This is a genomic window from Thalassobacillus sp. CUG 92003, assembly GCF_013618635.1.
GTDB lineage: Bacteria > Bacillota > Bacilli > Bacillales > Halobacillaceae > CUG-92003.
Genome location: NZ_JABLSJ010000010.1, coordinates 135,092 through 158,896, shown reverse-complemented (window position 1 = coordinate 158,896; position 23,805 = coordinate 135,092). Strand labels below are relative to the sequence as shown.

Genomic DNA, 23,805 nt, shown 5'->3' with positions numbered 1-23,805 from the left:
AAAATCGCTCTTTTTTTATTCAGACCAAAAAACAGGACAGTATTTCAGTGGCCTCATGTTTTAACGGGGGGGGGCTTAGACATAGGGGGGATTTTATGACAACTTGGATTGTCATAGGAATTATTCTAGCTGGAGTAGTTTATGCAATATATAGTGTTATTGCAAAAAAACCATTAGGTCTATATATTTCCATGGTCATCCACTTTGTTTTGGGGATTTTATCGCTTCCTTCAATTGGTTTATATGTATTGGGTTTAGCACTCCTTGAGTTAATTATAGGTATTGTAATGACTATAAAATACCCACTATTAAAATCAAGGTGATTTTAATAGATAGGTTAAGAAGGGTTATGTATAAGGCTCTATTACCCACTTTTTAATTTCAAGCCCGTTCTTATTATGAAGTGAAAGGGTATCACGTTGGGAAATTGAAGATTATCCTCCTGGGAGCAGTTTTTATACGATGGTCAAACCCCTTATTTAGTAATTCGGGTAGGTGAGAATAGGGCCTTTCTCCTTTACTTCAACATAAAAAAGTCGATTTCCCGTAAGTAAGAAATCGACTTTATAGGCAAAGTTACTCAAGCCTCGCCTTAGGATAGCTAAATCACCTATACAGAGAATTGGATCTATTACCCATTGTATGCTTTTTGTAACTCAACAAGATCAAGCTTCTTCATCTTAAGAGTCGCCTGTGTCACACGCGCGATTTGTTCCGGTGTGCCTTTCCGCATCATCTCGTCCATGTCGCTCGGCACAATCTGCCAGGATACTCCAAACTGATCTTTCAACCAGCCGCATTGCTCAGATGCAGAAACGGCAGATAGCTTGCTCCAATAGTAATCAATCTCTTCTTGCGTATCACAATTGACCATGAATGAAATGGCTTCGTTGAAATTGAACGAATGCTCTCTTGCGCTGTCCATTGCGGCAAACCACTGATTCTCGAGCATGAAATCAGCAAACATGACGGTTCCTTCTTTGTCGGGCTCCATGCCTTTAGGGTAATGGGCGATGAGACCCTCCTTTGAGTTTTTAAATACGGATAAATAATAATTAACTGCTTCCTTTGCTTTTCCGCAATTCTCATTAACAAACATGAACGAAGGTACGATGGGAGGCCGCTCGTCACCTTGGGTGTTAGTAAGGATGAGCTGCCAGGACAAACCATACTTATCTCGGAGCCACCCATACTTTTCACTGAACGGATACTGATCAAGCGGCATTAATACCGTACCGTCTTCGGATAACTTGTTCCAAACTTGAGTTAATTGGTCACTGGCATCGTTTATTCGGGACGGGTCAAAATTTACGATGAAAGACACCGACGGATTAAATTTAAAAAAAGGTCCACCGTTGATCGCCATGAACTTTTCTCCCCACAACTCAAAAGACACTAAATCGGCATCGCCTGATGGTGTGTCTTGAAGGATTGTTTTATTCGTGATCGTCGAGTCTGGAAAAATAGACGTGTAAAATTCTGCTGCTTCAATTGCCTCTTTCTCATACCATAAATGCGGAACAATAGTTTGATTTGTTTGTGGCATTGTTATCCCTCCTATTTTAATGTCATTTTACCATTTTGATAGGTATGAAAGTCTTGAAATGTGTCGAATGTTTCAACTTTCTTTTGTTACTAAAGCTGCTTTGAGTCAGTGTCGAAATATTTATTCACTAGCAAGGGTCATTCCGGTATTAGAAAAAGAGGATGATTAAAGTTAACGAGAGGAGGAGAACTGTGAGAATACCATTTTTACCTAAAGATGTTGAAATCAATCAGGATCGCTATGATTTTATTAAAGACTACCGTGGTGGAGGCTTTATGCTGATTGCAGGATCTGGGTTTTGGATCCTTGCATTTATAGTAACTTATTTCCTGTCCGATACGACTGTCGTAGAGTTCTATATTTGGGGCGGCTTGCTCATTCCCGTATTTGGCGTTCTGTTATTCAAAGGGATGAAGATGTCTGCGAAACCGAATCAGTATGCTTCATTAGTCGCATTTGCTTCTTGTGTCATCGTCGTTTGCCTACCTGTTTTGTTACTCATTAAAGAACTGAATGCAGATATGCTGCTTCCTGTCATCTGTATCATTAATGCCGCTCACCTGCTTATTCTTTGCTGGGTTCATTTAGACTATTGGTATTTCATACTCGTGATGTTAGGCGTCGCACTTGGGTGCTTGTTTATCTATGTCGTGCCAGGACCTTACGTTCACTACCTTGCCTTAGTGTGGGGGTTCGTTTCTTTCGTCACGGGGGTGATGATTCATTTATCAACCAAATCCCCATTAAGCGGGTATGATTTTATCATTAAAGGGTAATAGGCTTATGAATTCGCTTATAGAGTGGTCGATAAGTAGTGATATACGGTAATTGGACTTTATGGACGAGGGGGTGAGGTTTTGTCTAGTCAAAAAAGAATGAGAGATTATGGAGTGAATATCGGAAAGCTGGAAACAGGTCAATCCAATTCAATTACAGATGTTGCAGGTGTCACTGTCGGTCATGTAACGCTTAGTCATAACGACATTCAAACGGGTGTTACAGCCATTTTGCCCCATCAAGGGAATCTATTTAAGGAAAAGTTAATTGCATCTAGCCACATCATAAATGGGTTTGGCAAGACAATGGGAACAGTACAAATCAATGAGTTGGGCACACTCGAAACCCCGATCGTTTTAACAAATACCTTAAGTATTGGAACAGCTTCGGATGCTTTAATTGAATATATGCTAGAACATAATCCTGAGATTGGTAGAACGACAGGAACAGTAAATCCAATTATAGGTGAATGTAATGATATGTTGTTAAACGACGTGCGGGCTAGAGCTATTACGAAAAACCATGTCTTTCAAGCATTACAAAATGCCACAACAGTCGTTGAAGAAGGAAGTGTCGGAGCAGGGAGAGGTATGCTTTGCTATTCATTGAAGGGCGGTATTGGAACTGCCTCGAGAAGGATGAGAATGGAGCATGGAGATTATACAATAGGTGTGTTAGTATTATCTAATTTTGGGATATTAAGTGATTTGAAAGTGAATGGAAAAGCTGTGGGAGAGGAATTAAAAGCTGCTATACTGCAATCTCGTAAAGAACAGGACAAAGGTTCAATTATGATCGTTGTGGGAACGGACCTCCCTGTTTCTGAAAGGCAGTTAAATCGAATTTTAAAAAGAACTTTAACAGGATTGGCTCGTACGGGCTCGATGATTACAACGGGAAGTGGTGAGGTTGTCATTGGTTTCTCAACTGCTACTAAAGTGCCTCATGAACAACCTTCGGCTTGTATTTCCCTCCCTATGATACATGAAGAAGATATAGATATAGCATTTCGTGCTGTCAGTGAGGCAACTGAAGAAGCTGTTTTAAATTCCTTAGTAACTGCCACCCATGTGATCGGACGTGATGGAAATGAAAGACCTGCTTTTAAAGATGTGGTAAGCAAACACAATATTCAATTAACACGCTGAACTTTTCATTAAAATAGACTTTTATTTGGCAAACCGTTATACAGAGAGACCTAAAGCCCGCGATAGTTGTGAGTGGAACCTTATTCTGTATATGAGTGCATTTTGTATATACGGTATAGTTTTGAGCATTTATTTTTTTATTCATTCCCTGCGGTCCTATAATGGAAATTATATTCAAACACATGTGTTGAATATGGGAAGGGGGATGGATATGATTACACTTTATATCATCAAACATGGAGAAACCTCATGGAACAAACAAGGCCGCATACAAGGCGAGGAAGATTCTCCATTGACTAAACATGGGCGTTATGAGTGCCAGAAATTAAGTGAGTATTTAAGTGAGACTCCATTTCAAGCTTTATATGCAAGTCCGAGTACACGCACTGTGGAAACGGCTGATTATATAAGAGGTTCACGTCGCATCCCTGTTCATTATGAAGAAGACTTACGAGAAATTAATCACCAAAAATGGGCTGGGATGACGTACAATGAAATTGAAAAAACAGATCGTGAATTGCTGCATCTCTACCGTAACCAGCCGGAAGAGTACCAGCCAGAGGGCGGGGAGAGCCTGCATAACTTGAAAGAGCGTGTAGGCAAGGCTATTGAACGGATTGAAACGGATCAATTAAGCGGAAACGTTCTGGTGGTGACGCATCAAGTGGCCATTCGAAGCCTGATTAATTTTATCAAAGGCCGGCCATTGAAAGAAATGTGGGACACGCCTGATATAGCAGGTTCGAGCATTACGGTTTTCAAAGCAGAATCAGGTCAATATGAATTACAAGATGTCAGCGCAATTCCTCATCTCGCTTGACAAGCTTATCGTGTGCTTAACCTTTTTGCCTTGTAACGACTCGCTTTCTCACGGGGAATCATTGTCTTCGGTTGGCAGAAAGCGAGTCTCTCCTCTTTACTTTGCCCACCACGGAACCTTTCGTCTGATACAGAAGCTTATCTCATAACTACCATTGCAAATATTTAGATGAAAATAGAGAGAAGGGATTATTCATGATTTCATTTCATACGATTGATCCTGCCAGACAGAGAAAGCTTATCATCCAATTTCGCAAGGATTCTTTTGTTGCCAGCTTCGGTCACACTGATGACTTCGGAAGTGAGGCGGCCTATATAAAATGGATGAGCGAGAAGGTGAAACGTTTCCCTAACGGGTTTGTATTGGTATGGCAGGGAGGCGAGCCGATTGGCCAGCTGGAATTGCAAATTAAAGTGTTTCAAGGTATTCAAATTGGCTATGTCAGCTTATATTATTTAATCCCTTCAGCTCGGGGGAAGGGGGCAGGGCACATTCTGCATGAGTATGCCATGTCCTTCTTTAATTCATGTGGGGTGAAGGAATATCATCTACGCGTGGCGCCAAGCAATGAACGTGCGCGCCGTTTTTATAAGAAAAGTGGGTTGGTCGACATGTACCCGGAATTTGATGGAAAAGTCATGCGTATGAAAGGTTATGTGTCATAAATCACGCAGCAGCTAAGCTTTTAAGCAGCGGACTTCCTCGATATAGCTGTCAGCCGCATATTTATATTTGCCGCGAATGTAATAATAATCCCCTAATTTATGATAGAGACTTTCCAATTTTTCAGTCGTATTCATTTTTCTAAAATGAGTAATGCATGTTTTGAGACTGTTAAAATAGATTTCTTCCTGCCCAGTGAGGTGATAATAATCCAGGAAAGCCTCTAATAATAAGTGTTTCTCTTCATCTGTTTCAACATACTCTCGCGCTTCTTCAAACAGGACGCGCGCATTCTCCAATTGCCCCAATTCAATATAAAAACGACAAAAGGGTTGGAACGTCACCATCACGTTCTGGTTGCCATTAGCCTTTTTTAAGCGAATGGCGACATTGAAGTAGTAGATTGCCTGATCCTGATCGCCCATATCTCTTAACACCAGTGCTTTATTGTGGTAGATCCGCGAAAGTAACAAATCGAAACCTTCTGCAGCAGCTAATTCTTCTCCGTTGGTCAAAACTTCAAGGGTCCGTGTGAGATCTTTCCGCTGTTTATGAATAACAGCAATGACGTTATACGTTAAACAGACATCTTCATGATTGTCGACACTCTGATGGAACAACAGGGACTGCTCTGCCTTCTCGAGTGCCGCTTCAAAATCGGCTAAATGAAAGTTGCAAAGCGCCATGTTATATAATAAAGACGCTTTTATGTTGATGGATGCTTCAAGTTCAAAATAGCGCTCAAATTCCTCTGTCGATTGTTTATATTCTTGATGCTCGAATTTTTTTGTGCCGGATGAATAGAAGTAGGCTTTTTGCACCTGAGAAGGCAGAGCGTCTATGTTTTGCCCTTCCAGATAGGGCCACAGGCACGTCTCCCAAATTTCATCGGCTTTCTCTGTCTCCTCCCTTTTATAGAGGACCGCACTTTTTAATAACAAAAAAGAGAGTTCTGACACCACAGGACTCATATATGTATAGTAAGCTTCATCGATCATATCAATGAATTCATCGGCTTTCTCCATATCGTTAATGGCCGCATATTGGAGCTGACTCAGTACGTGCTCGACTTCAATATCCCTGAGTAGATGATTAATAAAATAATCTGCTGGGAGTTGAAAATGTTGAGCTATTCTTCGTAAAAACCCTTCACCTGGACTCGTTTTTCCATTCTCCACTTTACTGATGTGTGCAGAAGAAAAGTCATCGCTTGCTAGCTCCTGTAAGGTCATCCCGTTTTGTTTTCGTAACACATGTATTCTTCGCCCTATATGCATGCTCAGACCCCTTTTTAACCTTCTCCATGTTTAAAAGTCCCTTATACTATCTATATCACAACCCGGTTTCTAGGTAAATAGTTTTATTTAAGAATAGGTTACAGTTAATTTTTTTGAAAAACGTTCAATGAAATTCATATTAGGCAAATTCGTTTCCTGAACAGCCAATATTTTTGGTACGTTTATGTGATTTGTAATTTTTCATATTGTAGTAGGATGAAATAAGCAGTGATAAAAGAACCAGAGACGCTTTTTAGAACGTGTTGAGTGAAGGGAAATTGAATGGAGTGGTAAGCATGGTCCAAATTACAAGAGAAAATGCTGTCCAGGAAATCATGGAACACTATGGAGCGGAACTATTGCGAACAGCAAGAGGTATGGTCAAGGATAAGATGATTGCTGAGGATATGGTGCAAGAAACGCTGATTAAAGTGTACGAAAAGTTTGATACGTTTTGCGAAAGTGCTTGCTTGAGGACGTGGGTTTATAAAATCATGCTGAATCAATGCAAGGATTACCTTCGAAGCTATACAAAACGCAAGGTGACCTTATGGGATGATGCTTATTTGGCTGTCTGGGTGAAGGAGAAAGAGCACCCCTTAACATTTTTGGAAACACAAGAAAGAAATCATCAATTGCGGAAGGCTGTGGAGGGGCTGAATGCCTCGTATCGAGATACGGTCAACCTGTACTATTTCCAACATTACTCAATTCGACAGCTTGCCGAGTGCTTGAATGCAAATGAGAATACGGTCAAAACAAGGCTGAAACGAGCGAGAAATCAGCTTAATCATCATCTGAAACGATCAGGCTGATGAAGTTTCTCTGAATGTTTGATTCAGCTTGCACTCGTAAGTCAAAACGGGGGCGTGTACATATGCTTAAATACACTTATGGGTTCATAACGGTGTCATTGATTACATTAGCTGTCTTTTTTATATATGAGAATTATTACTATGATGTTGAGCTTAACGCTGAAAGTTATCAGCAAGAGGTGGCCCGGTGGTTAAAACAAGGGCATTATAACGATATTTCAGTAGAAAAAGTTCATCAAACGGTACAGATCGAAGACAGCAAAACGTTTGTTAGTGTAGTAGAGTTAAAAGATGAGAGCGCAGGTTTTATCATTTTAGAACAAGGCGTCTTGGGTGAATATAAATTTACCCAGGCCGGTTTCGGGTCTTCTGTCATAACATGCAAGGAAGTCAAGACGACGAATGGTAAATTCATGGTAGTAGCGGGCAAAAATCCGAACCAACAAATGGCTTACATGAAAGGCGTAAATGAGGAAGCGAATGTGCACATGAGGATGCTGATCCCTGATGCTCCTTTCTTCATCACATACAAACCTCTTCCGAGTGAAATGGAAGAAGACTTGGAAATGGAGAAAACGTACTACAACGAGCAAGGTCATGAGATTGCCCCGGAGTTCACACGTGACAGTGATTTAATTAAAGAAGAACGCCCCATGGCAGTCACGCTGATTTTTTAGATACGATCAAAAAGCGATGTTGTTTTACATCGAAATACCCTTTTGCTTGAATGGTTTTATGGATGCTACAGAGCGTGTCCTTGTAGAGCTCAACCTGAAAGTCAGGCACTTGCCACGGAATGGCTTTCAAAAAATAAACAATGGCACCCACGTCATAAAATCGTTGCGTAGGGGATGCTTCACAAGCCTTTAGAATATAAAACCTGATGTTTGTAATTCGTTAACAGCATACTCTAAATTCCAATGACGGTAGTCGTCATTCAACGGAGCACTCAATGCTTCATTCAGCTCCTGGTCATTGGACCCTCCAACCTGCTGTGTTAAAAAATACCCTCCCGGTCGCAGCACTCTATCTACTTCTTTCGGATCATAGGATTCATGTCGGTTTATGATTAAATTGAATCGTTCATCTTCGATAGGAAGCTGATCATCCTCCTGGACTTCCACGACTGATACCCCCTTTGGCTCAAGACAATCTCTGGCGGCAGGAAGATTGGGTTCATACCCTTCTGTGGCCATTGTCAAAGAAGGTAGAGGCCGTACCTGATCTAGAAATTCCCCTCCGCCTGTTCCCATATCTAGCAAGGAATCACTGATTCCCAATAATTTAATGACTTCGCTGCCATAAGACCAGTTTAATAATTCGGTTTGCAGCCGTCCTGTTTCGGTTAAATAGGAGAAGTCCCCATCCAGAGAAGGGCTCGTTTCCGTCTTGTAGCAGTTGCAAAAATAAAGCATCGTCTGTATATGATGAATGTGGCATTTAAGCAGCTCCTTTTTTGTCTCGTTTTTTAGCAATTCCTCAGAAAAAATTTAAAATAGTTCTTTCCAACTCCATATCAAAATGATGAACATAATCAACCAAAATAGACTTCTTCGCAAGGTCCTCGGGAGCGAAAACCAGTATGCAGCCATTTTGAGTGAGGTCATTTGTTTCTTATTATGTTTGTCATTAACTCCCCCTGCCTAAGATAATTACAATTATTTCAAATCTATATGATCTTCGCAATTCCCGCCGAAAACTATCGCTTACCACCACTATAAAACAGAATAAGCAAATATTTAGCGTATCGAAATGTTTTAATCTCACCGATTCAGGTTACATGTCTTAGACAAGTAAATATAAAGAAACGATAGTTGCGTCTTTTTTTAAAATACTCGTTTAAAAAGGAGAATAAATAATATGCGTGAACAATTAAACCATTTCATAAACGGAGAATGGGTTGAATCGACCGGATCTGATGTATATGACGTGATCAACCCCGCAACAGAACAAGTCATGGGGAGAATCAGCTTAGGTACGAAGGAAGACTTGGATAAAGCAGTTAAAGCAGCGCGTGCGGCGTATCCATCATTCTCTCAGACCTCTAAAGAAGAGAGAATCGAAATGCTGGAAAACATTGCAGCAGAATACGCTAACCGTAAAGATGAACTGATTGAGGTCATGACCGAAGAATTGGGTGCACCTTTATCCATCTCTGAGAAAGTACACTATAACATGGGTTACAACCATTTCGCTCAAGCGGCAGAGTCGCTGAAAGACTTCTCATTTATGGACGATCGCGGTGATCATACCGTGGTAAAGGAATCCGTGGGGGTCAGCGGTCTCATCACACCGTGGAACTTCCCAACTAACCAGACGTCCACTAAAATTGCCAGCGCGTTTGCTGCAGGCAGCCCGGTCGTTTTAAAACCTGCCGAACTGACTCCTTTTGCAGCCATCATCCTCGCTGAGATTTTTGACAAAGTAGGCGTGCCAAAAGGCGTCTTCAACCTTGTTAATGGAACAGGGGAAACGATCGGGAACGGCGTTAGCTCCCATCCAGACATTGACTTTGTTTCGTTTACAGGGTCAGCAGCTGTCGGTGGAAAAGTGATGAAAAACGCGTCCGAAACAATCAAAAACGTCGCGCTTGAGCTTGGCGGGAAATCGCCGCTTGTCGTCTTAGAAGATGCTGATGTAGATGAAGCTGCAAAGGCGGCCGTAAAGCATATTGCTTTGAATTCAGGGCAAGTTTGTTCAGCTGCAACCCGCATGCTCATCCCATCGTCCATGAAAGCGGAGTTTGAAGAAGCGGTGAAAAACGTTCTGCCAGAGTTTCCGGTAGGAGATCCACAGAAGGATAACTACGTAGGACCGCTCGTCGCTGAAAAACAGTACGACCGCGTGCAGTCGTACATTGAAAAGGGCATGGAAGAAGCTACCCTGCTAGCCGGCGGATTAGGAAAGCCAGAGGGAATTGAGAATGGCTATTTCGTAAAGCCTACCATCTTTACTGATGTAAAAAATGATATGACGATCGCACGAGATGAAATTTTTGGTCCTGTCATGTCGATTCTAACGTATGACACCATTGATGAAGCGATTGACATTGCGAATGACACCGAATACGGCTTAGCCGGTTATGTCTATGGCAAAGACCCGGATACCCTCCGCAAGGTAGCCACACGTATTCGCGCCGGCCGCGTCAAAGTGAATGATGCAGAAATGGACTTTGCTGCACCATTTGGCGGCTTTAAACAATCCGGCATCGGAAGAGAATGGGGCGATTATGGTATTGATGAGTATCTAGAGAAAAAATCCATTCTCGGATTTCCATCCTAATAGAACATCTCACATCTCCCGCATCAGCGCGTAAGCTGATGCGGGTATTTTAATGGAGATTGGTAGGTTCACCTCTGACATCAGTTTTAAAGATGGCATTATGGTGAGAAAACAGATAAAATCATAGTTTAGAAGTTGAACGTCATAAGAGAAAGGTGTCTGAGATTTATGCTACATAATCCAACAGGAAAACAACGTCTAGGCTTAGCTTTTCTTCTCGGCATGCTTGGCGTATTAGGTCCGCTTAATATAGATATGTATTTACCCAGCTTTCCCGGTATTGCTGAGGATTTAGAAACAAGCGCGACGCTCGTGCAGCTTAGTTTAACGACGTGTTTGATCGGACTTGCGTTCGGGCAGATCGTGGTAGGGCCGATCAGCGACGCCCAGGGCAGAAAAAAGCCTTTGCTGATTTTCATTTTCTTGTTTGCGATGGCGTCTCTTTTCTGTGCCCTCGCCCCGAATATTTATGTGTTGGTGCTGGCCAGATTTCTACAAGGATTTACAGCTTCAGCTGGCGTTGTGCTTTCCCGTGCGGTCGTGCGTGATGTGTTTAGCGGAAGGGAGCTCACCAAATTCTTCGCTTTATTAATGGTGATTAATGCTACGGCCCCGATGATCGCCCCTATGACAGGCGGCGCCATTTTACTATTGCCTTTTGCAAGCTGGCATACCATTTTTTACTTTTTGTGTCTCCTGGGCCTGATCATAACGCTGGTCATATCCTTGAAATTGACGGAAACCCTCGCTCCAGAGAAACGCTTGCCCAGTTCACTCGGCAACTCTGTTCGCACCATGGGGAGCTTGCTGAAGGATCGCTCCTTCATTGGTTATGCATTGACGATTGGATTCGTTCACGGAGGCAGCTTTGCTTACGTATCAGGTACGCCCTTTGTGTATCAGGAGATCTATAACGTCTCCCCCCAGGTCTTTAGTGTGTTATTTGGCATTAACGGCTTGGCGATTATTTCCGGAAGTACCATCATCGGCCGTCTAGGAGGAATCATTCACGAAAGGAAACTGTTGCGAGCGGCTGTCATTACGGCAGTCAGTGCCACCTCGTTCCTGTTGATCATGACGATCATCGAAGGACCTCTGCCACTGCTGGTCATCCCAATCTTTATATACATGACCTCGATGGGTATGGTGTTAACCAGCACCTTTACACTCGCGATGGAACACCAGGGGCATCGTGCCGGAAGTGCCAGCGCCGTGCTCGGCATGCTTCCTTTATTATTCGGGTCCATCGTTTCGCCTCTTGTTGGATTGGATGAGACAACAGCGGTCCCTATGGGAGCTACTTTGTTTATCACCTCATTTATCGGTTTCGTCATCTTTTTCACCTTAACAAAAGATGCGACACCTTCTGTGCAAGCGGAAGGGTAACGACACCGTTTTCTAATAAGGGAATATCATCCAAACAAAAGTATTTACAATCTTGCTCCTATCGTATTTAATGAAAATGTCCGACGATTTTGTAAAGGACAAAACAAAGGACAGAAGGAGAATCATTCATGCAGCAAAATGTGCCTGTCTTACTGCAGGATAATATACCTGAACTTGAAACGAGCCATTATAGGATGCGCGGGTTGCAAATCGAGGATGCGTCCGAGTTATTTTATTTTTTTCACGATGACGAGACCATGAAATATATAACGCCTCATCCCGTGCAATCCATCGAAGAATATAAGAAAGACATACGAGAAAGTTTATATGATTATCATCAGCATAAAGAAATCCCCTGGACCATCATCGAAAAAAGCAGTGGTCGCATCGTAGGGGTGTTTCGCTTCCATAAATTGAATCTGTGGCACAAAAAGGCTGAAATGGGTGTGGTGATCGGCCGTGAATTTCAGCAGCAAGGCGTGACGAAAGAAGTGATGGCGAGGTTTTTGGAATTTGGGTTCGTGGATTTGTCATTGAACCGTATCGTTGGCGACATTTTTGCAGAGAATGAAGCATCACAAAAACTACTCGAAGCCTATGGATTTCATAAGGACGGCCAATTGCGAAAAACAGACTTTGATGGCGAAAGATACCACGATACTATCGTCTACTCTTTGTTGAAACAGGAATTTTTATCGCATAAGGAAAAGGTGCAATTTCAATCGATCCTGTAAAGGTGAATGGCTGTCTAAATTAAGGAATGAATGAATAAGGTGGTAAAGAGAATGAACAGAAGGGAGCGATTCTTTGCCATCTTATTTGCAGGATGCGGCTTTTGAACATCAGTTTTGGCTTCAAATTATGGGGGACCATGCCCGGTTCATCCATAGTGCGCTATACCCTGATGAAGAAGAGAACTTAAAAGTAACCAGCCAGTTCATCACTCAATTTGATCGTTTACTTAAAGAGGCACGTGATCTTAATTCCAATAATGTGGAATCCTTAACCCATGAAGCCGGTGAACTGACGCGACAATTCAGAACGTTTAAACTAGGCTTATTAAAGCGGATGCTGACTGATAAGGTCTTTATTCATTTAACGCCTACTTTTTTGAATCATATGGTCAACGAATTAGAGGAATACCTGCTTGTTCTTGGCTACTTCAGTAAAGGTCAATCACCACCTGTGTTTCATGAATTGCATCACCATATGCTCTGGTTAATGGATGCCTCTGGTCATGCGGGTGCAATTAATGATCAGATGGATGGTGTGGAAGCGGTTATCAAGCAGCAAAGTGCAGGATTTGTTAAAGACTTTGATCAATTTTATCAAAAAGCAGTGGAACTAACCGGGTATCTGCGTTCCAACATTGCTGCCTTCCCCGCACTCCAGCGGTTCAATGAACAGACTGCCATCGAAATGAAATTATTTCGCACCTTTTTGCAGGAGTTGAAAGAAATGGGGATCTCCAAGCAAGTGCTTGGCATGTTTCCCGTTTTAATGGCCGATCATATGCTGCGCGAAGAATGCTACTACCTTCATAAACTCGCTCAATCTACACACCAACCTCATCCCGAATGCGATCCGACTCGGCCGAGAGTGGAATAATCATGATAATCCATCTTTGTTAGGTTAAGCTAAGACTTCACATAACTTAACAAAGCAGGGATGATTTGATGCCATCGATTAGGGATTTACAAGGAAACCAATTGTATTTTGATGATGTGGGCCAAGGATGGCCGATGATATGGATTCATCCGCCCGGTATGGGGAGAAAAGCATTTACGTACCAGCATCCTTTAGCGTCTGACTACCGCTTGATTATGCCTGATTTGAGCGGTCACGGAGATTCAGATGTGAGGGAGAAGAAGCCAAGCATTGACTTCTACGTGCAGGAAATCAATCATCTGTTGACCACGTTGAATATTTCTCATGCCATCCTGTGCGGGTATTCATGCGGAGGTTCGATTGTAATGGAGTTCGCCTTGCAGTATCCTCAAAAAGTGAAGGCCCTGGTATTATCAGGAGGGTTTCCCAAGGTCGCCACCTGGAGACTTCGGAAAGAATTCCATCTCGGTATGTACTGCCTGGAAAAAAGCCCGGAGCTATTAGCTCAAATGTTATGTACCTCACACTTTTCGGAACAATTGGTTCGGGACAATGTGCGCCATCATATACTTAAAGCTGATCCAGACGTCTGGTATCACTTTTATAAGGAATGTTTGCACCACGATTGCACGGACCGGTTAACTGAATTGACCATGCCGATCCTGCTCCTATATGGGGGGCGTTCAAATTGGATCAACGCACATGCCCGTTATTTTCGCGTCTGTGAGAATGCGCGCATGGTTGTGATCGACGACAGCTTTCACCAGCTACCTGCCACTCACTGGCACACATTCAATAGTGCTATCAAGCAATTTGCATCCACGTTATAATATCAAGCAGCTACCCGCTTCTTAACGAAGCAGGGTGGCTCTTTTTTGTTAGGGAATCTGGATACTATTGTAAAATTTGTCGATTGTTTTTATAATAGTTACCATATTTACTGGAAAGCGCAGGGGGATATGATGGAGGAGAAGAGAAAACTCTTTATTTTGATTATTGTTATTGCTGTCGTTGAGCTCGTGCTGTTTGTATTACTCGTTTTTCCTTACAAGTATTTTTCCGATATGATTTCGTATTACGGGGCTCTGCTCGGAATTATCGTCGGGTCCTGCTTTGGCGTAGCCGGGAAACTCAATTTGAAAATAGAGGAAAGCGAAAATGTCATGTTAATTATGAGTTTCATCTTTTTGCTGAGCGCTCCCTATTTGTATTGGGTCGAGCTCCCTGACTATACATTTCTGGAAGCAGAAGAAATCGTTACAACAGAAGAAAATCTTAAGCCTGCATCATTTCAGCAAGAAGAGGATGACACAGTGAATATCAGAGGAGAAGACACCTATTATATTATTGCAGGGAAAGCAGAAGAAGAGTATCGCACCTACATATTTGATCCTGATAACGGGGACTATCAACTGGAAGATGATTTCTTTGAACAAAGATACAATAATTAACCTTCATAAGAATGCTGGCGGTCTAAGTGAACGTGCGAACGCCCAAGTTGGTGTAGAATCGCCCAAGGAAGGAGCATAATCGCCCAAGTAGAGGTGAGAATCGCCCAAGCAAGGCCCTGCACTAATTCTTTTTTTACTTATAGAAGAAAAAAATGCCCCTTTGCCGACAGCACGGCAAGGGGGTTAACTTTCACGATGGGAATTATAATGTTGCGCGAGGCTGGCTCCTTCGCTTTGCGCTTTGTCCACTTTAGATTGTACATATTGGCGGGTGAAGTTCATGCTTTGGCTAAAGACTTTTGCCATTTGGTTACTTGTTTGGACTCTGCCTCTCTTTCGGTTTTGATGGGACATTCGATCACCTTCTTCTGTTGTTTTGATTAGTGTCTGCTAGAGGGAGGCGTTCATTCATGTATTTTTCCTGTTTAAGCTGCTGGTAAACAAGGGGTCAACTCAATTATTTATACAAATTTTCAAATATACTCCAATTATAGCTGGTTATTCCGATATAGTGAGTAGAGTGAACATCTTAAGTGGGATGGAGTAGGTGAGAATATTGGATCATAAGCATCCGTGGAATATCCTTAAACAACTTGCTTTGCCTGTATGGTTTTTCGATTTGGAAAGCCAAATGGTCAGTTTGAATAAATCGTTTCGTGAACAGACAGGTCTGATGGAGGCTTCGATAACGTTAGCTGAATTGGGTTCTTATGTCGGTTCCGATGATGTAAAAAACTTAAGTCGTAAAATAGAGAGGGCTAAGTCAGGTGGCTGTGCTCCAGATGACCATGATCAGGTGGCGTCTGTCTTTGATGCTCATGATTCTGTGATTGGTTTTACCGGTTTTGAGAAACAGGAGAGACAGACAGAGATAAAATTACGTCGCATAAGAGACATGATTATTGATTTGGAGCGGGAGCGGAAAAGTGAATCTGGGGAATCGTTTCTGCAGTTTCTGACGCGTTATTTAGCTGAGCAGTTCAGCGTGGAAACGGTTCTGATCGGGAAAATGAGCGATACCGCACCTGAGGTGGCTGACATCATGGCGATGTGCCAGAGCGGGAAAGTGGACGGTCATTTTTCTTATCCGTTAAAGGGAAAGCCTTGCCGTACACCAGCGCAGGGGTCTTCGCTCACGATCAATCAAGGGCTGGGATCGCATTTTCCCCAAGTTGAAAGCAAGTATGAGTCTTATATTGGAACGCCGTTGATCAGCCAGGAAGGTGGAACGGTCGGGTTCATATCAGTATTTGATCATAAACCTCTGCAAGAAGTGGACTTCATGCGATTGGTTTTCCAAATGGTGGCGGGACGTGTGGTCAGCGACCTTTATGTGCAGCAGGTCGAACAAGAGCTGCATGCACTTTCCAAGTACGATGCATTGACCGGCTTGTTTGCCCGGGATCATTTCATTGAGCTGTTGAAACAGGAAGTGGCCCATCATCACGGCCGTACACGCCGATTCGGATTAATGTTCATCGACTTGGATAATTTTAAAATGGTGAATGATACGCTGGGGCATGACCGGGGGGACGAGCTGCTTCAACAGTTTGCCATGCATTTGCAGCGGATTTTTGCAGACACGGATGCGATACTATCACGGGTTAGCAGCGACGAATTCCTTGTGCTGGTTCCTCACATAACCGGGGCAGAGGATTTAGCAGAAAATGCTGAACAAATTTTAGAATCGATGAAGCAGCCTTTTTTCGTAGAATATAAAGAATATTATCATACCGCCAGTTTAGGGCTCGCCCTTTGTCCCGATGACGCCGTGACGGGGGATCTTCTGCTGCGTTACGCGGATGCTGCCATGTACCGGGCTAAAGAGAGGGGCAAGAATACATACGAATTCTATAATCGTAATATGAGTGAGGAACTGCATCAAGAAATGCAGCGAAAGCAAGCTTTATACCATGCGTTAGATAATGATGAGTTTGTGTTGCACTACCAGCCTCAAGTGGATGTAGAGTCAGGTGAAATTCTCGGCTTTGAAGCATTGATTCGCTGGCAGCAGCCCAACATCGGCTTGATGTCTCCGCATCATTTTATCGAATTGGCGGAGGAAAGCGGGTTGATTACTCAAATTGGGGAGTGGGTGACTGAAGAGGCCTGCAGACAAATTACAAAGTGGAAGAGGGGCTATGGACGTCCTGATTTGAAGGTTTCTGTGAACTTGTCGGCTCAGCAGTTCAACGATCGGCATTTGATTGAAAAGACATTGAATTCCCTAAAAGCAGCGAATCTTTCACCCCAAAATCTAATCATTGAGATAACCGAGACGATGGTTCTTCATGATTTTGAGCAAAGCATTGAGGTGCTGGACACGTTGCGTCAAAAAGGCATCGAAATTCACTTAGATGATTTCGGCGTCGGTTTTTCATCGTTGAATTACTTGAGCCGCCTGCCGGTCGATGCCATCAAAATCGATCGCTCATTTGTATCAAAAATAGGTGAAGCTTCCAACGATGCTGCGATTGTCAATGCCATCATTGCGATGGCAAAAAGTTTAGGATTGCGCATCATTGCCGAAGGGGTCGAGACCCATGAGCATATTGAATATTTAAGGCATCGTAAGTGTACAGAGTTTCAGGGATTTTATTTCAGTAAGCCGCTGCCCGATCATGAAGTAGAAGAATATGTGTTAGATGTTATATAAAAATGAAAGCCATGGTATAATGCATGCTAAGACATAACTTCTTCCTTGCACAGGCCGTCCAAGGAAGGGTAAGGAGGGCCTATGGAAGAAGTATTAACCATTTTTGACGCAGACATGAAACCGGTAGGAGAGAAAGCGCGAAACAAAGTGCATGAAGAAGGCGATTGGCATGAAACGTTTCACGGCTGGGGATATAAAGTGGAAGGGGAGAAGTCCTACCTTTATTTCCAGAAACGCTCCGATGATAAAAAAGATTTCCCTAGCATGTTTGATATTACAGCAGCGGGTCATATCGAAGCTGACGAACATGTGCTTGACGGGGGTTTGCGTGAGGTTAACGAAGAATTAGGTCTCATTGTTTTAGAGCATGAATTAGTGTATCAAGGTTTCATAAAAGAAGAATTAACAGCACCCGGCCTCCTCGACAGGGAGATTTGTCATGTGTTTTTATTTGAAGTGATTGATGAACAGGCCTTCAGACCGGGGGACGAGGTTCAGGATGTCGTCAAAGTGGATGCTGAACATTTACTTGCTTATTTATCTAAAAAAGAATCAATGGTAACGGCATATTCAATTATGACTGAGCGCTCCTATCAGTTGAATCAGAAAAATATTTGCCCTCATCACCCGGATTATCTTCCTTTTATTGTGCAGGCTTTGTTGGAATATGTCGCCCGGATGTAGGGCTGCCGTTTTTGACAAGTGGATACACCCGCCTCTATAATCATAGTAGTCTAACATGCTTTATAAGGTATGCGAACGTGTTCGCTGCAGTAGATCCTCTTGTTGAAAAAGAGGATTTTTTAATAGACGAACAAAGCCAGGGTTCGCTACGTGAAGGGAGGATCATGATGAGCCATTCATTTGATACCAAAGTTGTACATAGTACGTTGAATCAACGAAGTGTCGTAAAAAGTAAGACGACGCCCATCTATCAAACTTCTGCATTCAGTTTTGCTAACCTTGACGAGCTTGAGAAGTATTTCGAAGGGGAGTCTGATTATCTTTATTCTCGTATGGGGAACCCGAACACAGACGAATTAGCGGCCTCAGTTGCGCAATTAGAAGGGGCCGAACGCGGTGTCGCGACATCTTCGGGTATGTCAGCTATTCTAGCAGGTATTCTTGCAGCCGTTAAACCTGGAGAACATATCGTCGCGGCTTGGGACGTCTATGGTGGGACGCATCACCTATTATCAAAAGAGTTACCCGCATTTGGTATCCAGGTGACGTTAGTGGATTTTTCTGAGTTGGAACGCATTGAAGCGGCTATTCAAACGAACACACGATTGTTATATAGCGAGACGCTCACCAATCCATTTTTACGGGTGGAAAATGTGTATGAACTGGTCGCCTTAGCTGATCGCTATCAACTCTATACCATGCTGGATAACACATTTGCAACGCCGTATCTTTTGAATCCATTTGAGCTCGGAGTTGACTTGATTGCCCATAGCGCAACCAAGTATTTGGGTGGTCATAGCGACATAACAGCCGGGGTGGTGGTCGGACGAGAACAGTTGGTAGCTGAAGCTGAACAAAAAGTCGTCGCTTTAGGAACTAATTTAAGTCCTCATGAAGCGTGGCTGACCCAAAGAGGTCTGAAGACACTGTCTCTGAGAATGAGCAAACAATCCTCTAACGCTCAAGTTGTGGCGGATTTTCTGCGTGAGGAGGTTCTCGTGGAAGATGTCCATTACCCCGCTTACGTGTCGGAAAAAGGTAATGGCGCAATCATCACGCTAGAATTGGGTGAAGATATTTCGGTAGAACGTTTCTTCGAGTCGCTCGGATGGATCAAAATCACCCCGACGCTTGCAGGCGTTGAAACCACTGTTTCGTATCCCATTAAGACGTCGCACCGTTCGTTAACCGATGAGCAGTTAGAGGCTGTTGGGATAGATGAACAGATTGTCCGGCTGTCAGTGGGAATTGAAGACGTAAAAGATATTAAAGCCGAACTCCAACATGCGCTTACCGCAGCAGAGGTCAAATAAACTAATATTCTAAAAATTCTTGACTGTATGCGTCCTTTTATCTTATAATGCTTTACATGAATAAAATTTAATCGAGACTCTTATCATGAGCGGCAGAGGGATTAGGCCCTGCGAAGCCCGGCAACCTTCAGGTGATTGTGTGCCTGAAAAGGTGCTACGTCCTACGGATTGAGATATCCGGCAGATAAGAGGAGGAATGATGACATTCACCCCTCTTCTTATATGGAAGAGGGGTTTTAATATTTAGAGGAGGACGAGATCATGTCTTTTGAAAGCTATGACTTAGAAACTGTTTCACTTCACGGCGGGCAGGCGCCTGACCCTACGACGGGGTCGCGTGCGGTTCCCATCTATCAAACGACATCCTATGTTTTCCATGATACCGAGCATGCCCAAAGCCTGTTCGCATTGGATGAACCCGGTAACATCTATTCACGTATCGGTAACCCGACGGTAGAGGTATTTGAAAAACGTATGGCGCTTCTGGAAAATGGGGTGGCTTCTGTAGCAACAGCTTCAGGAATGTCGGCTATCGCCTTGTCTATTTTGAATATTGCCAGCGCGGGTGATGAAGTTGTAGCCGCTTCGAATCTATACGGAGGGACGTACAATTTGTTTGCGGTCACGTTGCCTCGCTATGGGATTAATGTGAAGTTTGTGGATCCGGGTGATCCTGAGAATTTCAGAGCGGCGATCAATGACAAAACGAGAGCGGTGTTCGGTGAAACAATTGGTAACCCGAGCCTCAACGTGCTTGATATTGAAGCAGTCGCAGCCATTGCCCATGACCACGACCTGCCTCTGTTGATTGATAACACGTTCGCGACACCTCATGTATGTAAGCCGATTGAGTGGGGGGCGGACATTGTCATCCACTCCGCAACGAAATGGATCGGAGGTCACGGCACAACTGTGGGAGGCGTCGTCGTCGATGGCGGTCGTTTTGACTGGACCAACGGCAAGTTTCCGGCTTTTACGGAACCTGATCCCAGCTATAATGGCATTGTCTATGCATCGGATTTCGGAACACTCGCCTTCAGCACGAAACTCCGTGTTCAATTGTTGCGCGATTTTGGGGCTAGTTTGAGTCCGCAAAATGCGTTTCTATTGATTCAAGGCTTAGAAACACTTCACGTGCGCGTGGAGCGTCACAATGACAATGCCCTTGAAATTGCCGAGTATCTGCAGGGCCATCCCGCTGTAGAATGGGTGACGTATCCGGGCTTGAAAGATCATCCTGCTCACGACCTTGCACAAAAATATTTGGATGGAGGTTACGGATCATTAGTGACCTTTGGCATCCAAGGCGGGCGTGACAATGGCAAAGCGGTCATTGATAACATTGCGCTCTGGTCGCACGTTGCAAACGTCGGGGATGCGAAGTCTTTGATCATTCACCCCGCTTCCACCACGCATCAGCAGTTGAGCACGGAAGAATTGCAAGCAAGTGGCGTAACGGAAGAGCTGATTCGCTTGTCGGTAGGGATTGAATCGACCAAGGACTTGATTAACGATTTAGACCGGGCCATCGGTATTGCAACCGGCAACAATGAAGGCCGTCAATCCATCACGGAAAATGATGAAGGCATTATTAAATGGGCGCTGCAGTCCCCGAATGTCAAATCAGAGCCTGAAGGAGAAACGCGGCAAAAACGACTTGCTGTAGTCGGTTTGAGTAGAAAACCGTCACGGCCGAGCCATCGCTTGGCACGGAAAATGCAGCGGTTAGGCTATCAGATTATACCGGTCAATCCGAGAGAGGACGAAGTGCTTGGGGAACAAGCCTATCCTGATTTGAGTTCGATTCCGTTTGACGTTGATATCGTGCAAGTTTTCCGGAGCCCGGAAGCTGCTATTGAAATTGCGAAGGAAGCCGCCACGATTAAGCCGAAAGTATTTTGGCTGCAAGAAGGCGTGATTGCGCCTGAAGCCGCTCAAATTGCTAGTGAAGCCGGTCTTGAAGTTGTTCACAATCGCTGTACGTACAAGGAAGCTCAGCGTTTGCGAGGAACAATTGAAACGTATGCATGTGAAATTTAATATGGGCAGCTCAGCAGTTTGACGCTGCGCTGATTCGCGAGAGCCCCGGATTCAGCTTATCATACTGGAACCGGGGCCTATTTTTGCTCAGTTGCTTGGAAACAGCATGATGTCGTTTGCAATGCGTGCTGTTTTGCCCCGAATTCGCCCAAAGTTGACAAGAAAACGATAAAAGTTGCTTACAAATCGCAGGAAGTTGAAAACAAATAAAAATCCCCGCACGCTTCACGCATGGGGGTAGTCGCAAAACTCTATAATGGTGCCTTCTGTATCAGCCGGGTTCAAATAAATCAATCGCCGTCCGTGTTTATTGGTGCGGAGCGAATTATGGAGCACCCGAATATGCTGCTGCTTCAATTCCTCCAGGGCATCATCCAAATTCTCAACGCGATAGGCGATATGATGGACGCCTTTACCTTTTTGTTTAATAAAGCGCGCAATCGGTGAGGTGGTGTTATTGGTCGGTGCAAGTAGTTCTGTTCGGGCGCCATTGATATCCATGATGGCAATCTCGCTTTCAACGCCGGTTGCTTCACTGATGTAGCGATCGATTAAAGTTGCGCCTAACACATTTTGATAAAATGCGATACTCTCTTCAATCTGACGAACCGCGACACCAATATGGTCGAGTTGTTTATTCATACAGCATACTCCTTTGTCAGTCATGCTTTTATGCTATCATCATGCGCTAGGAGATGAAACATAAAAAGACCTGCTCCTTTCAGTAGGAGCAGGTCAATCGCGCTTTTATTTGTTCATGTATTCCTCGACTTCCCATTGGGTAACTTGCAAGGAATAATTCGTCCATTCTTGTTCTTTTTCTTCAATATAGACTTTGGACGTATGATTGCCAAGAGCTTTAATCAATACCTCATCCTTCTTCAAGGCTTTGATCGCTTCTTTTAAGTTAGTAGGGAGCGTTGGAACGCTGTCGTCAGTAACTTCATAAAGGTTACGGCCTTCCGGCTCACCTGGTGCTAACTTGTTGCGGATACCTTCAAGACCTGCCTGTATCAATACGGCTAGTGCCAAGTAAGGATTGGCGGTCGGGTCAGGGTTACGTACTTCGAAGCGTGTACCATTGCCGCGGGTAGTTGGCACGCGGATCATACAGCTTCGGTTAGAGTGGGACCAAGCCACACTGACTGGAGCTTCGTACCCTGGTACAAGGCGTTTAAATGAGTTGACGCAAGGGTTCGTGATAGCGGTGATGCCGCTTGCGTGATGAAGAATCCCGGCAATGAAATGCTTCATTGTACTCGAGAGTTCATCTTTGCCGTTTTCGTCATAGAATGCGCTGCCATTATCTGTGAATAAGGATAAGTGACAGTGCATCCCGGAACCATTTTCGCCAGCAATTGGTTTCGGCATGAATGTAGCATGGTAATCATGATTCGTCGCGATATCTTTAACGACACCTTTGAAAGTCTGGATATTATCAGCGGTTTTCAGCATATTATCAAATCGGAAGTTAATCTCATGCTGCCCTTGAGCAACTTCGTGGTGAGAGGCTTCCATCTCAAATCCATAATCCTTCAAGGTTCTCACGATATCCCGGCGCACTTTATCGCCTTTATCAATTGGAGACGCGTCGAAGTAACCGCCGCGGTCATTCATCTTGCGTACTGGGTAGCCTTCGTCATTCAATTTGAAGAGGAAGAATTCTGGTTCAGGTCCTACATTGACTGTATAACCCATTTCTTCGGCTTCTTTCATAGCTCTTTTCAGAATATAACGCGGATCACCTTCGAACGGGGTGCCATCTGGTTTATAGATGTCGCAAATAAAACGTGCGATATGGTCATCGGTTACACTGATTGGTAACACCTTGAACGTATCCAAGTCAGGGACTAAGTACATATCACTCTCTTGAATATCAGAAAATCCAGTGATCGAGGAACTGTCAAACATCGCCTCTTCCTCGAGTACGGAATCGATTTCTGCGGCTGGGAGTTCCACATTCTTCGTATCGCCGAGCATATCTGTGAACTCTAACCGTAAAAATTCGACTCCTTGTTCCTTGATTTCCTGTTTAATTGTCTCTTTCGTGTACGTCATTCCGATACCTCACTTTTTAAGTTTGATATAAGATCTTCACCCTATCCTGGAGGGGAAAGATAACTTTTACTATCCTATGTAAGGAATTCTAACATACAATGTACGGAAAGTTCAAAGTATTTTTGATAAATTCTCTGATATTTTTGAATAATAGGGGATAGGGCAGAAGATAAAAGCCCTTCAGTTCTTATCATCAACAAAAAAGACCCCCAGTACATGGAAGGTCTATTAGTGTAAAACCCAGTCCCTGCTTATTAAATGAATGAATTCCACGGATTAAA

21 protein-coding genes, 1 pseudogene and 1 riboswitch are annotated in these 23,805 nt (G+C 43.6%); of the genes and pseudogenes, 17 read left to right on the top strand and 5 right to left on the bottom strand.

Translation table 11 applies throughout. The annotated features are described in order from the left end of the window. On the top strand, positions 1–323 hold a 323-nt coding region (locus HOP45_RS15540; protein WP_219914642.1), incomplete at its 5' end, for a hypothetical protein. 308 nt (positions 324–631) lie between these two features. On the opposite strand, the gene HOP45_RS15535 is transcribed toward HOP45_RS15540, so the two are convergent. Then, complete coding sequence (locus HOP45_RS15535) at positions 632–1,546, bottom strand: VOC family protein (RefSeq protein WP_181350291.1); 915 nt, start codon at positions 1,544–1,546, stop codon at positions 632–634. 191 nt (positions 1,547–1,737) lie between these two features. Here HOP45_RS15535 and HOP45_RS15530 point away from each other — a divergent pair, with 191 nt between their 5' ends. The 4 genes from HOP45_RS15530 to HOP45_RS15515 all read left to right on the top strand — a co-directional run bounded on the left by HOP45_RS15530 (position 1,738) and on the right by HOP45_RS15515 (position 4,956). Continuing rightward, positions 1,738–2,322: a DUF7010 family protein gene (locus tag HOP45_RS15530; RefSeq protein ID WP_181350290.1), complete on the top strand. Its 585-nt coding sequence runs from the start codon at positions 1,738–1,740 to the stop codon at positions 2,320–2,322. Between the two features lie 81 nt (positions 2,323–2,403). Next, positions 2,404–3,471 carry a DmpA family aminopeptidase gene (locus HOP45_RS15525; protein ID WP_181350289.1) on the top strand — a complete coding sequence of 356 codons (1,068 nt, stop codon included), beginning with the start codon at positions 2,404–2,406 and terminating at the stop codon, positions 3,469–3,471. 211 nt (positions 3,472–3,682) lie between these two features. Continuing rightward, positions 3,683–4,291, top strand: coding sequence for a histidine phosphatase family protein (locus HOP45_RS15520; RefSeq protein ID WP_181350288.1), 609 nt, complete (start codon positions 3,683–3,685; stop codon positions 4,289–4,291). A 194-nt stretch (positions 4,292–4,485) separates the two neighbouring features. Then, positions 4,486–4,956, top strand: coding sequence for a GNAT family N-acetyltransferase (locus HOP45_RS15515; RefSeq protein WP_181350287.1), 471 nt, complete (start codon positions 4,486–4,488; stop codon positions 4,954–4,956). A gap of 12 nt (positions 4,957–4,968) precedes the next feature. Here HOP45_RS15515 and HOP45_RS15510 read toward each other — a convergent pair whose 3' ends face one another. Next, on the bottom strand, positions 4,969–6,231 hold the full coding sequence (locus HOP45_RS15510) for a helix-turn-helix domain-containing protein (protein ID WP_181350286.1): 1,263 nt from the start codon (positions 6,229–6,231) through the stop codon (positions 4,969–4,971). Positions 6,232–6,527: 296 nt separating this feature from the next. Between HOP45_RS15510 and HOP45_RS15505 the strand changes: the two genes are divergently transcribed. Together HOP45_RS15505 and HOP45_RS15500 are read left to right on the top strand one after the other, a co-directional pair. Continuing rightward, positions 6,528–7,046, top strand: a complete 519-nt coding sequence (locus HOP45_RS15505) for a sigma-70 family RNA polymerase sigma factor (protein ID WP_181350285.1) — start codon at positions 6,528–6,530, stop codon at positions 7,044–7,046. A gap of 62 nt (positions 7,047–7,108) precedes the next feature. Then, entirely contained in the window at positions 7,109–7,723 is a 615-nt protein-coding gene (locus tag HOP45_RS15500) for a hypothetical protein (protein WP_181350284.1), read from the top strand. Here the strand turns inward: HOP45_RS15500 and HOP45_RS15495 are convergent. After that, positions 7,707–8,486, bottom strand: a pseudogene (locus HOP45_RS15495) (class I SAM-dependent methyltransferase). The gene HOP45_RS15500 and the pseudogene HOP45_RS15495 sit on opposite strands and share 17 nt — an antisense overlap. A 420-nt stretch (positions 8,487–8,906) precedes the next feature. Between HOP45_RS15495 and HOP45_RS15490 the strand changes: the two are divergent. From HOP45_RS15490 to HOP45_RS15445, 10 genes are all read left to right on the top strand, one after another. Next, a complete protein-coding gene (locus HOP45_RS15490) occupies positions 8,907–10,328 on the top strand; it encodes an aldehyde dehydrogenase family protein (protein ID WP_181350283.1) in 1,422 nt (473 codons plus the stop codon). A gap of 168 nt (positions 10,329–10,496) precedes the next feature. After that, entirely contained in the window at positions 10,497–11,714 is a 1,218-nt protein-coding gene (locus tag HOP45_RS15485) for a Bcr/CflA family efflux MFS transporter (protein WP_181350282.1), read from the top strand. 128 nt (positions 11,715–11,842) lie between these two features. Next, positions 11,843–12,448 carry a GNAT family N-acetyltransferase gene (locus HOP45_RS15480; protein WP_181350281.1) on the top strand — a complete coding sequence of 202 codons (606 nt, stop codon included), beginning with the start codon at positions 11,843–11,845 and terminating at the stop codon, positions 12,446–12,448. Positions 12,449–12,521: 73 nt separating this feature from the next. Next, complete coding sequence (locus HOP45_RS15475) at positions 12,522–13,322, top strand: DUF2935 domain-containing protein (protein WP_181350280.1); 801 nt, start codon at positions 12,522–12,524, stop codon at positions 13,320–13,322. A 68-nt stretch (positions 13,323–13,390) separates the two neighbouring features. Then, a complete protein-coding gene (locus HOP45_RS15470) occupies positions 13,391–14,152 on the top strand; it encodes an alpha/beta fold hydrolase (protein ID WP_181350279.1) in 762 nt (253 codons plus the stop codon). Positions 14,153–14,284: 132 nt separating this feature from the next. Next, the gene (locus tag HOP45_RS15465; RefSeq protein ID WP_181350278.1) at positions 14,285–14,773 is read left to right on the top strand and encodes a hypothetical protein; all 489 of its coding nucleotides are present in this window, start codon (positions 14,285–14,287) and stop codon (positions 14,771–14,773) included. 547 nt (positions 14,774–15,320) lie between these two features. Further along, a complete protein-coding gene (locus HOP45_RS15460; RefSeq protein WP_181350277.1) occupies positions 15,321–17,429 on the top strand; it encodes a putative bifunctional diguanylate cyclase/phosphodiesterase in 2,109 nt (702 codons plus the stop codon). A gap of 81 nt (positions 17,430–17,510) precedes the next feature. Further along, positions 17,511–18,113: an NUDIX hydrolase gene (locus HOP45_RS15455; protein ID WP_181350276.1), complete on the top strand. Its 603-nt coding sequence runs from the start codon at positions 17,511–17,513 to the stop codon at positions 18,111–18,113. A 167-nt stretch (positions 18,114–18,280) separates the two neighbouring features. Beyond that, positions 18,281–19,426: a trans-sulfuration enzyme family protein gene (locus tag HOP45_RS15450; RefSeq protein WP_370458048.1), complete on the top strand. Its 1,146-nt coding sequence runs from the start codon at positions 18,281–18,283 to the stop codon at positions 19,424–19,426. Positions 19,427–19,503: 77 nt separating this feature from the next. Next, a riboswitch (SAM riboswitch) is annotated at positions 19,504–19,617 on the top strand. Between the two features lie 70 nt (positions 19,618–19,687). After that, complete coding sequence (locus HOP45_RS15445) at positions 19,688–21,466, top strand: PLP-dependent aspartate aminotransferase family protein (RefSeq protein ID WP_181350274.1); 1,779 nt, start codon at positions 19,688–19,690, stop codon at positions 21,464–21,466. A gap of 225 nt (positions 21,467–21,691) precedes the next feature. Here the strand turns inward: HOP45_RS15445 and HOP45_RS15440 are convergent, their stop codons facing one another. Both HOP45_RS15440 and glnA read right to left on the bottom strand, forming a co-directional pair. Then, complete coding sequence (locus tag HOP45_RS15440; RefSeq protein ID WP_181350273.1) at positions 21,692–22,108, bottom strand: VOC family protein; 417 nt, start codon at positions 22,106–22,108, stop codon at positions 21,692–21,694. Positions 22,109–22,213: 105 nt separating this feature from the next. Next, positions 22,214–23,524 carry a type I glutamate--ammonia ligase gene (glnA, locus tag HOP45_RS15435; RefSeq protein WP_181350272.1) on the bottom strand — a complete coding sequence of 437 codons (1,311 nt, stop codon included), beginning with the start codon at positions 23,522–23,524 and terminating at the stop codon, positions 22,214–22,216. Positions 23,525–23,805: the final 281 nt, after the last annotated feature.

Coding starts and splice junctions, on each gene's coding strand:
- HOP45_RS15505 (WP_181350285.1), top strand. CDS start 6,528: ATGGTCCAAATTACAAGAGAAAATGCTGTCCAGGAAATCATGGAACAC.
- HOP45_RS15515 (WP_181350287.1), top strand. CDS start 4,486: ATGATTTCATTTCATACGATTGATCCTGCCAGACAGAGAAAGCTTATC.
- HOP45_RS15485 (WP_181350282.1), top strand. CDS start 10,497: ATGCTACATAATCCAACAGGAAAACAACGTCTAGGCTTAGCTTTTCTT.
- glnA (WP_181350272.1), bottom strand. CDS start 23,524: ATGACGTACACGAAAGAGACAATTAAACAGGAAATCAAGGAACAAGGA.
- HOP45_RS15510 (WP_181350286.1), bottom strand. CDS start 6,231: ATGCATATAGGGCGAAGAATACATGTGTTACGAAAACAAAACGGGATG.
- HOP45_RS15535 (WP_181350291.1), bottom strand. CDS start 1,546: ATGCCACAAACAAATCAAACTATTGTTCCGCATTTATGGTATGAGAAA.
- HOP45_RS15450 (WP_370458048.1), top strand. CDS start 18,281: ATGAGCCATTCATTTGATACCAAAGTTGTACATAGTACGTTGAATCAA.
- HOP45_RS15520 (WP_181350288.1), top strand. CDS start 3,683: ATGATTACACTTTATATCATCAAACATGGAGAAACCTCATGGAACAAA.
- HOP45_RS15445 (WP_181350274.1), top strand. CDS start 19,688: ATGTCTTTTGAAAGCTATGACTTAGAAACTGTTTCACTTCACGGCGGG.
- HOP45_RS15500 (WP_181350284.1), top strand. CDS start 7,109: ATGCTTAAATACACTTATGGGTTCATAACGGTGTCATTGATTACATTA.
- HOP45_RS15470 (WP_181350279.1), top strand. CDS start 13,391: ATGCCATCGATTAGGGATTTACAAGGAAACCAATTGTATTTTGATGAT.
- HOP45_RS15440 (WP_181350273.1), bottom strand. CDS start 22,108: ATGAATAAACAACTCGACCATATTGGTGTCGCGGTTCGTCAGATTGAA.
- HOP45_RS15490 (WP_181350283.1), top strand. CDS start 8,907: ATGCGTGAACAATTAAACCATTTCATAAACGGAGAATGGGTTGAATCG.
- HOP45_RS15455 (WP_181350276.1), top strand. CDS start 17,511: ATGGAAGAAGTATTAACCATTTTTGACGCAGACATGAAACCGGTAGGA.
- HOP45_RS15480 (WP_181350281.1), top strand. CDS start 11,843: ATGCAGCAAAATGTGCCTGTCTTACTGCAGGATAATATACCTGAACTT.
- HOP45_RS15465 (WP_181350278.1), top strand. CDS start 14,285: ATGGAGGAGAAGAGAAAACTCTTTATTTTGATTATTGTTATTGCTGTC.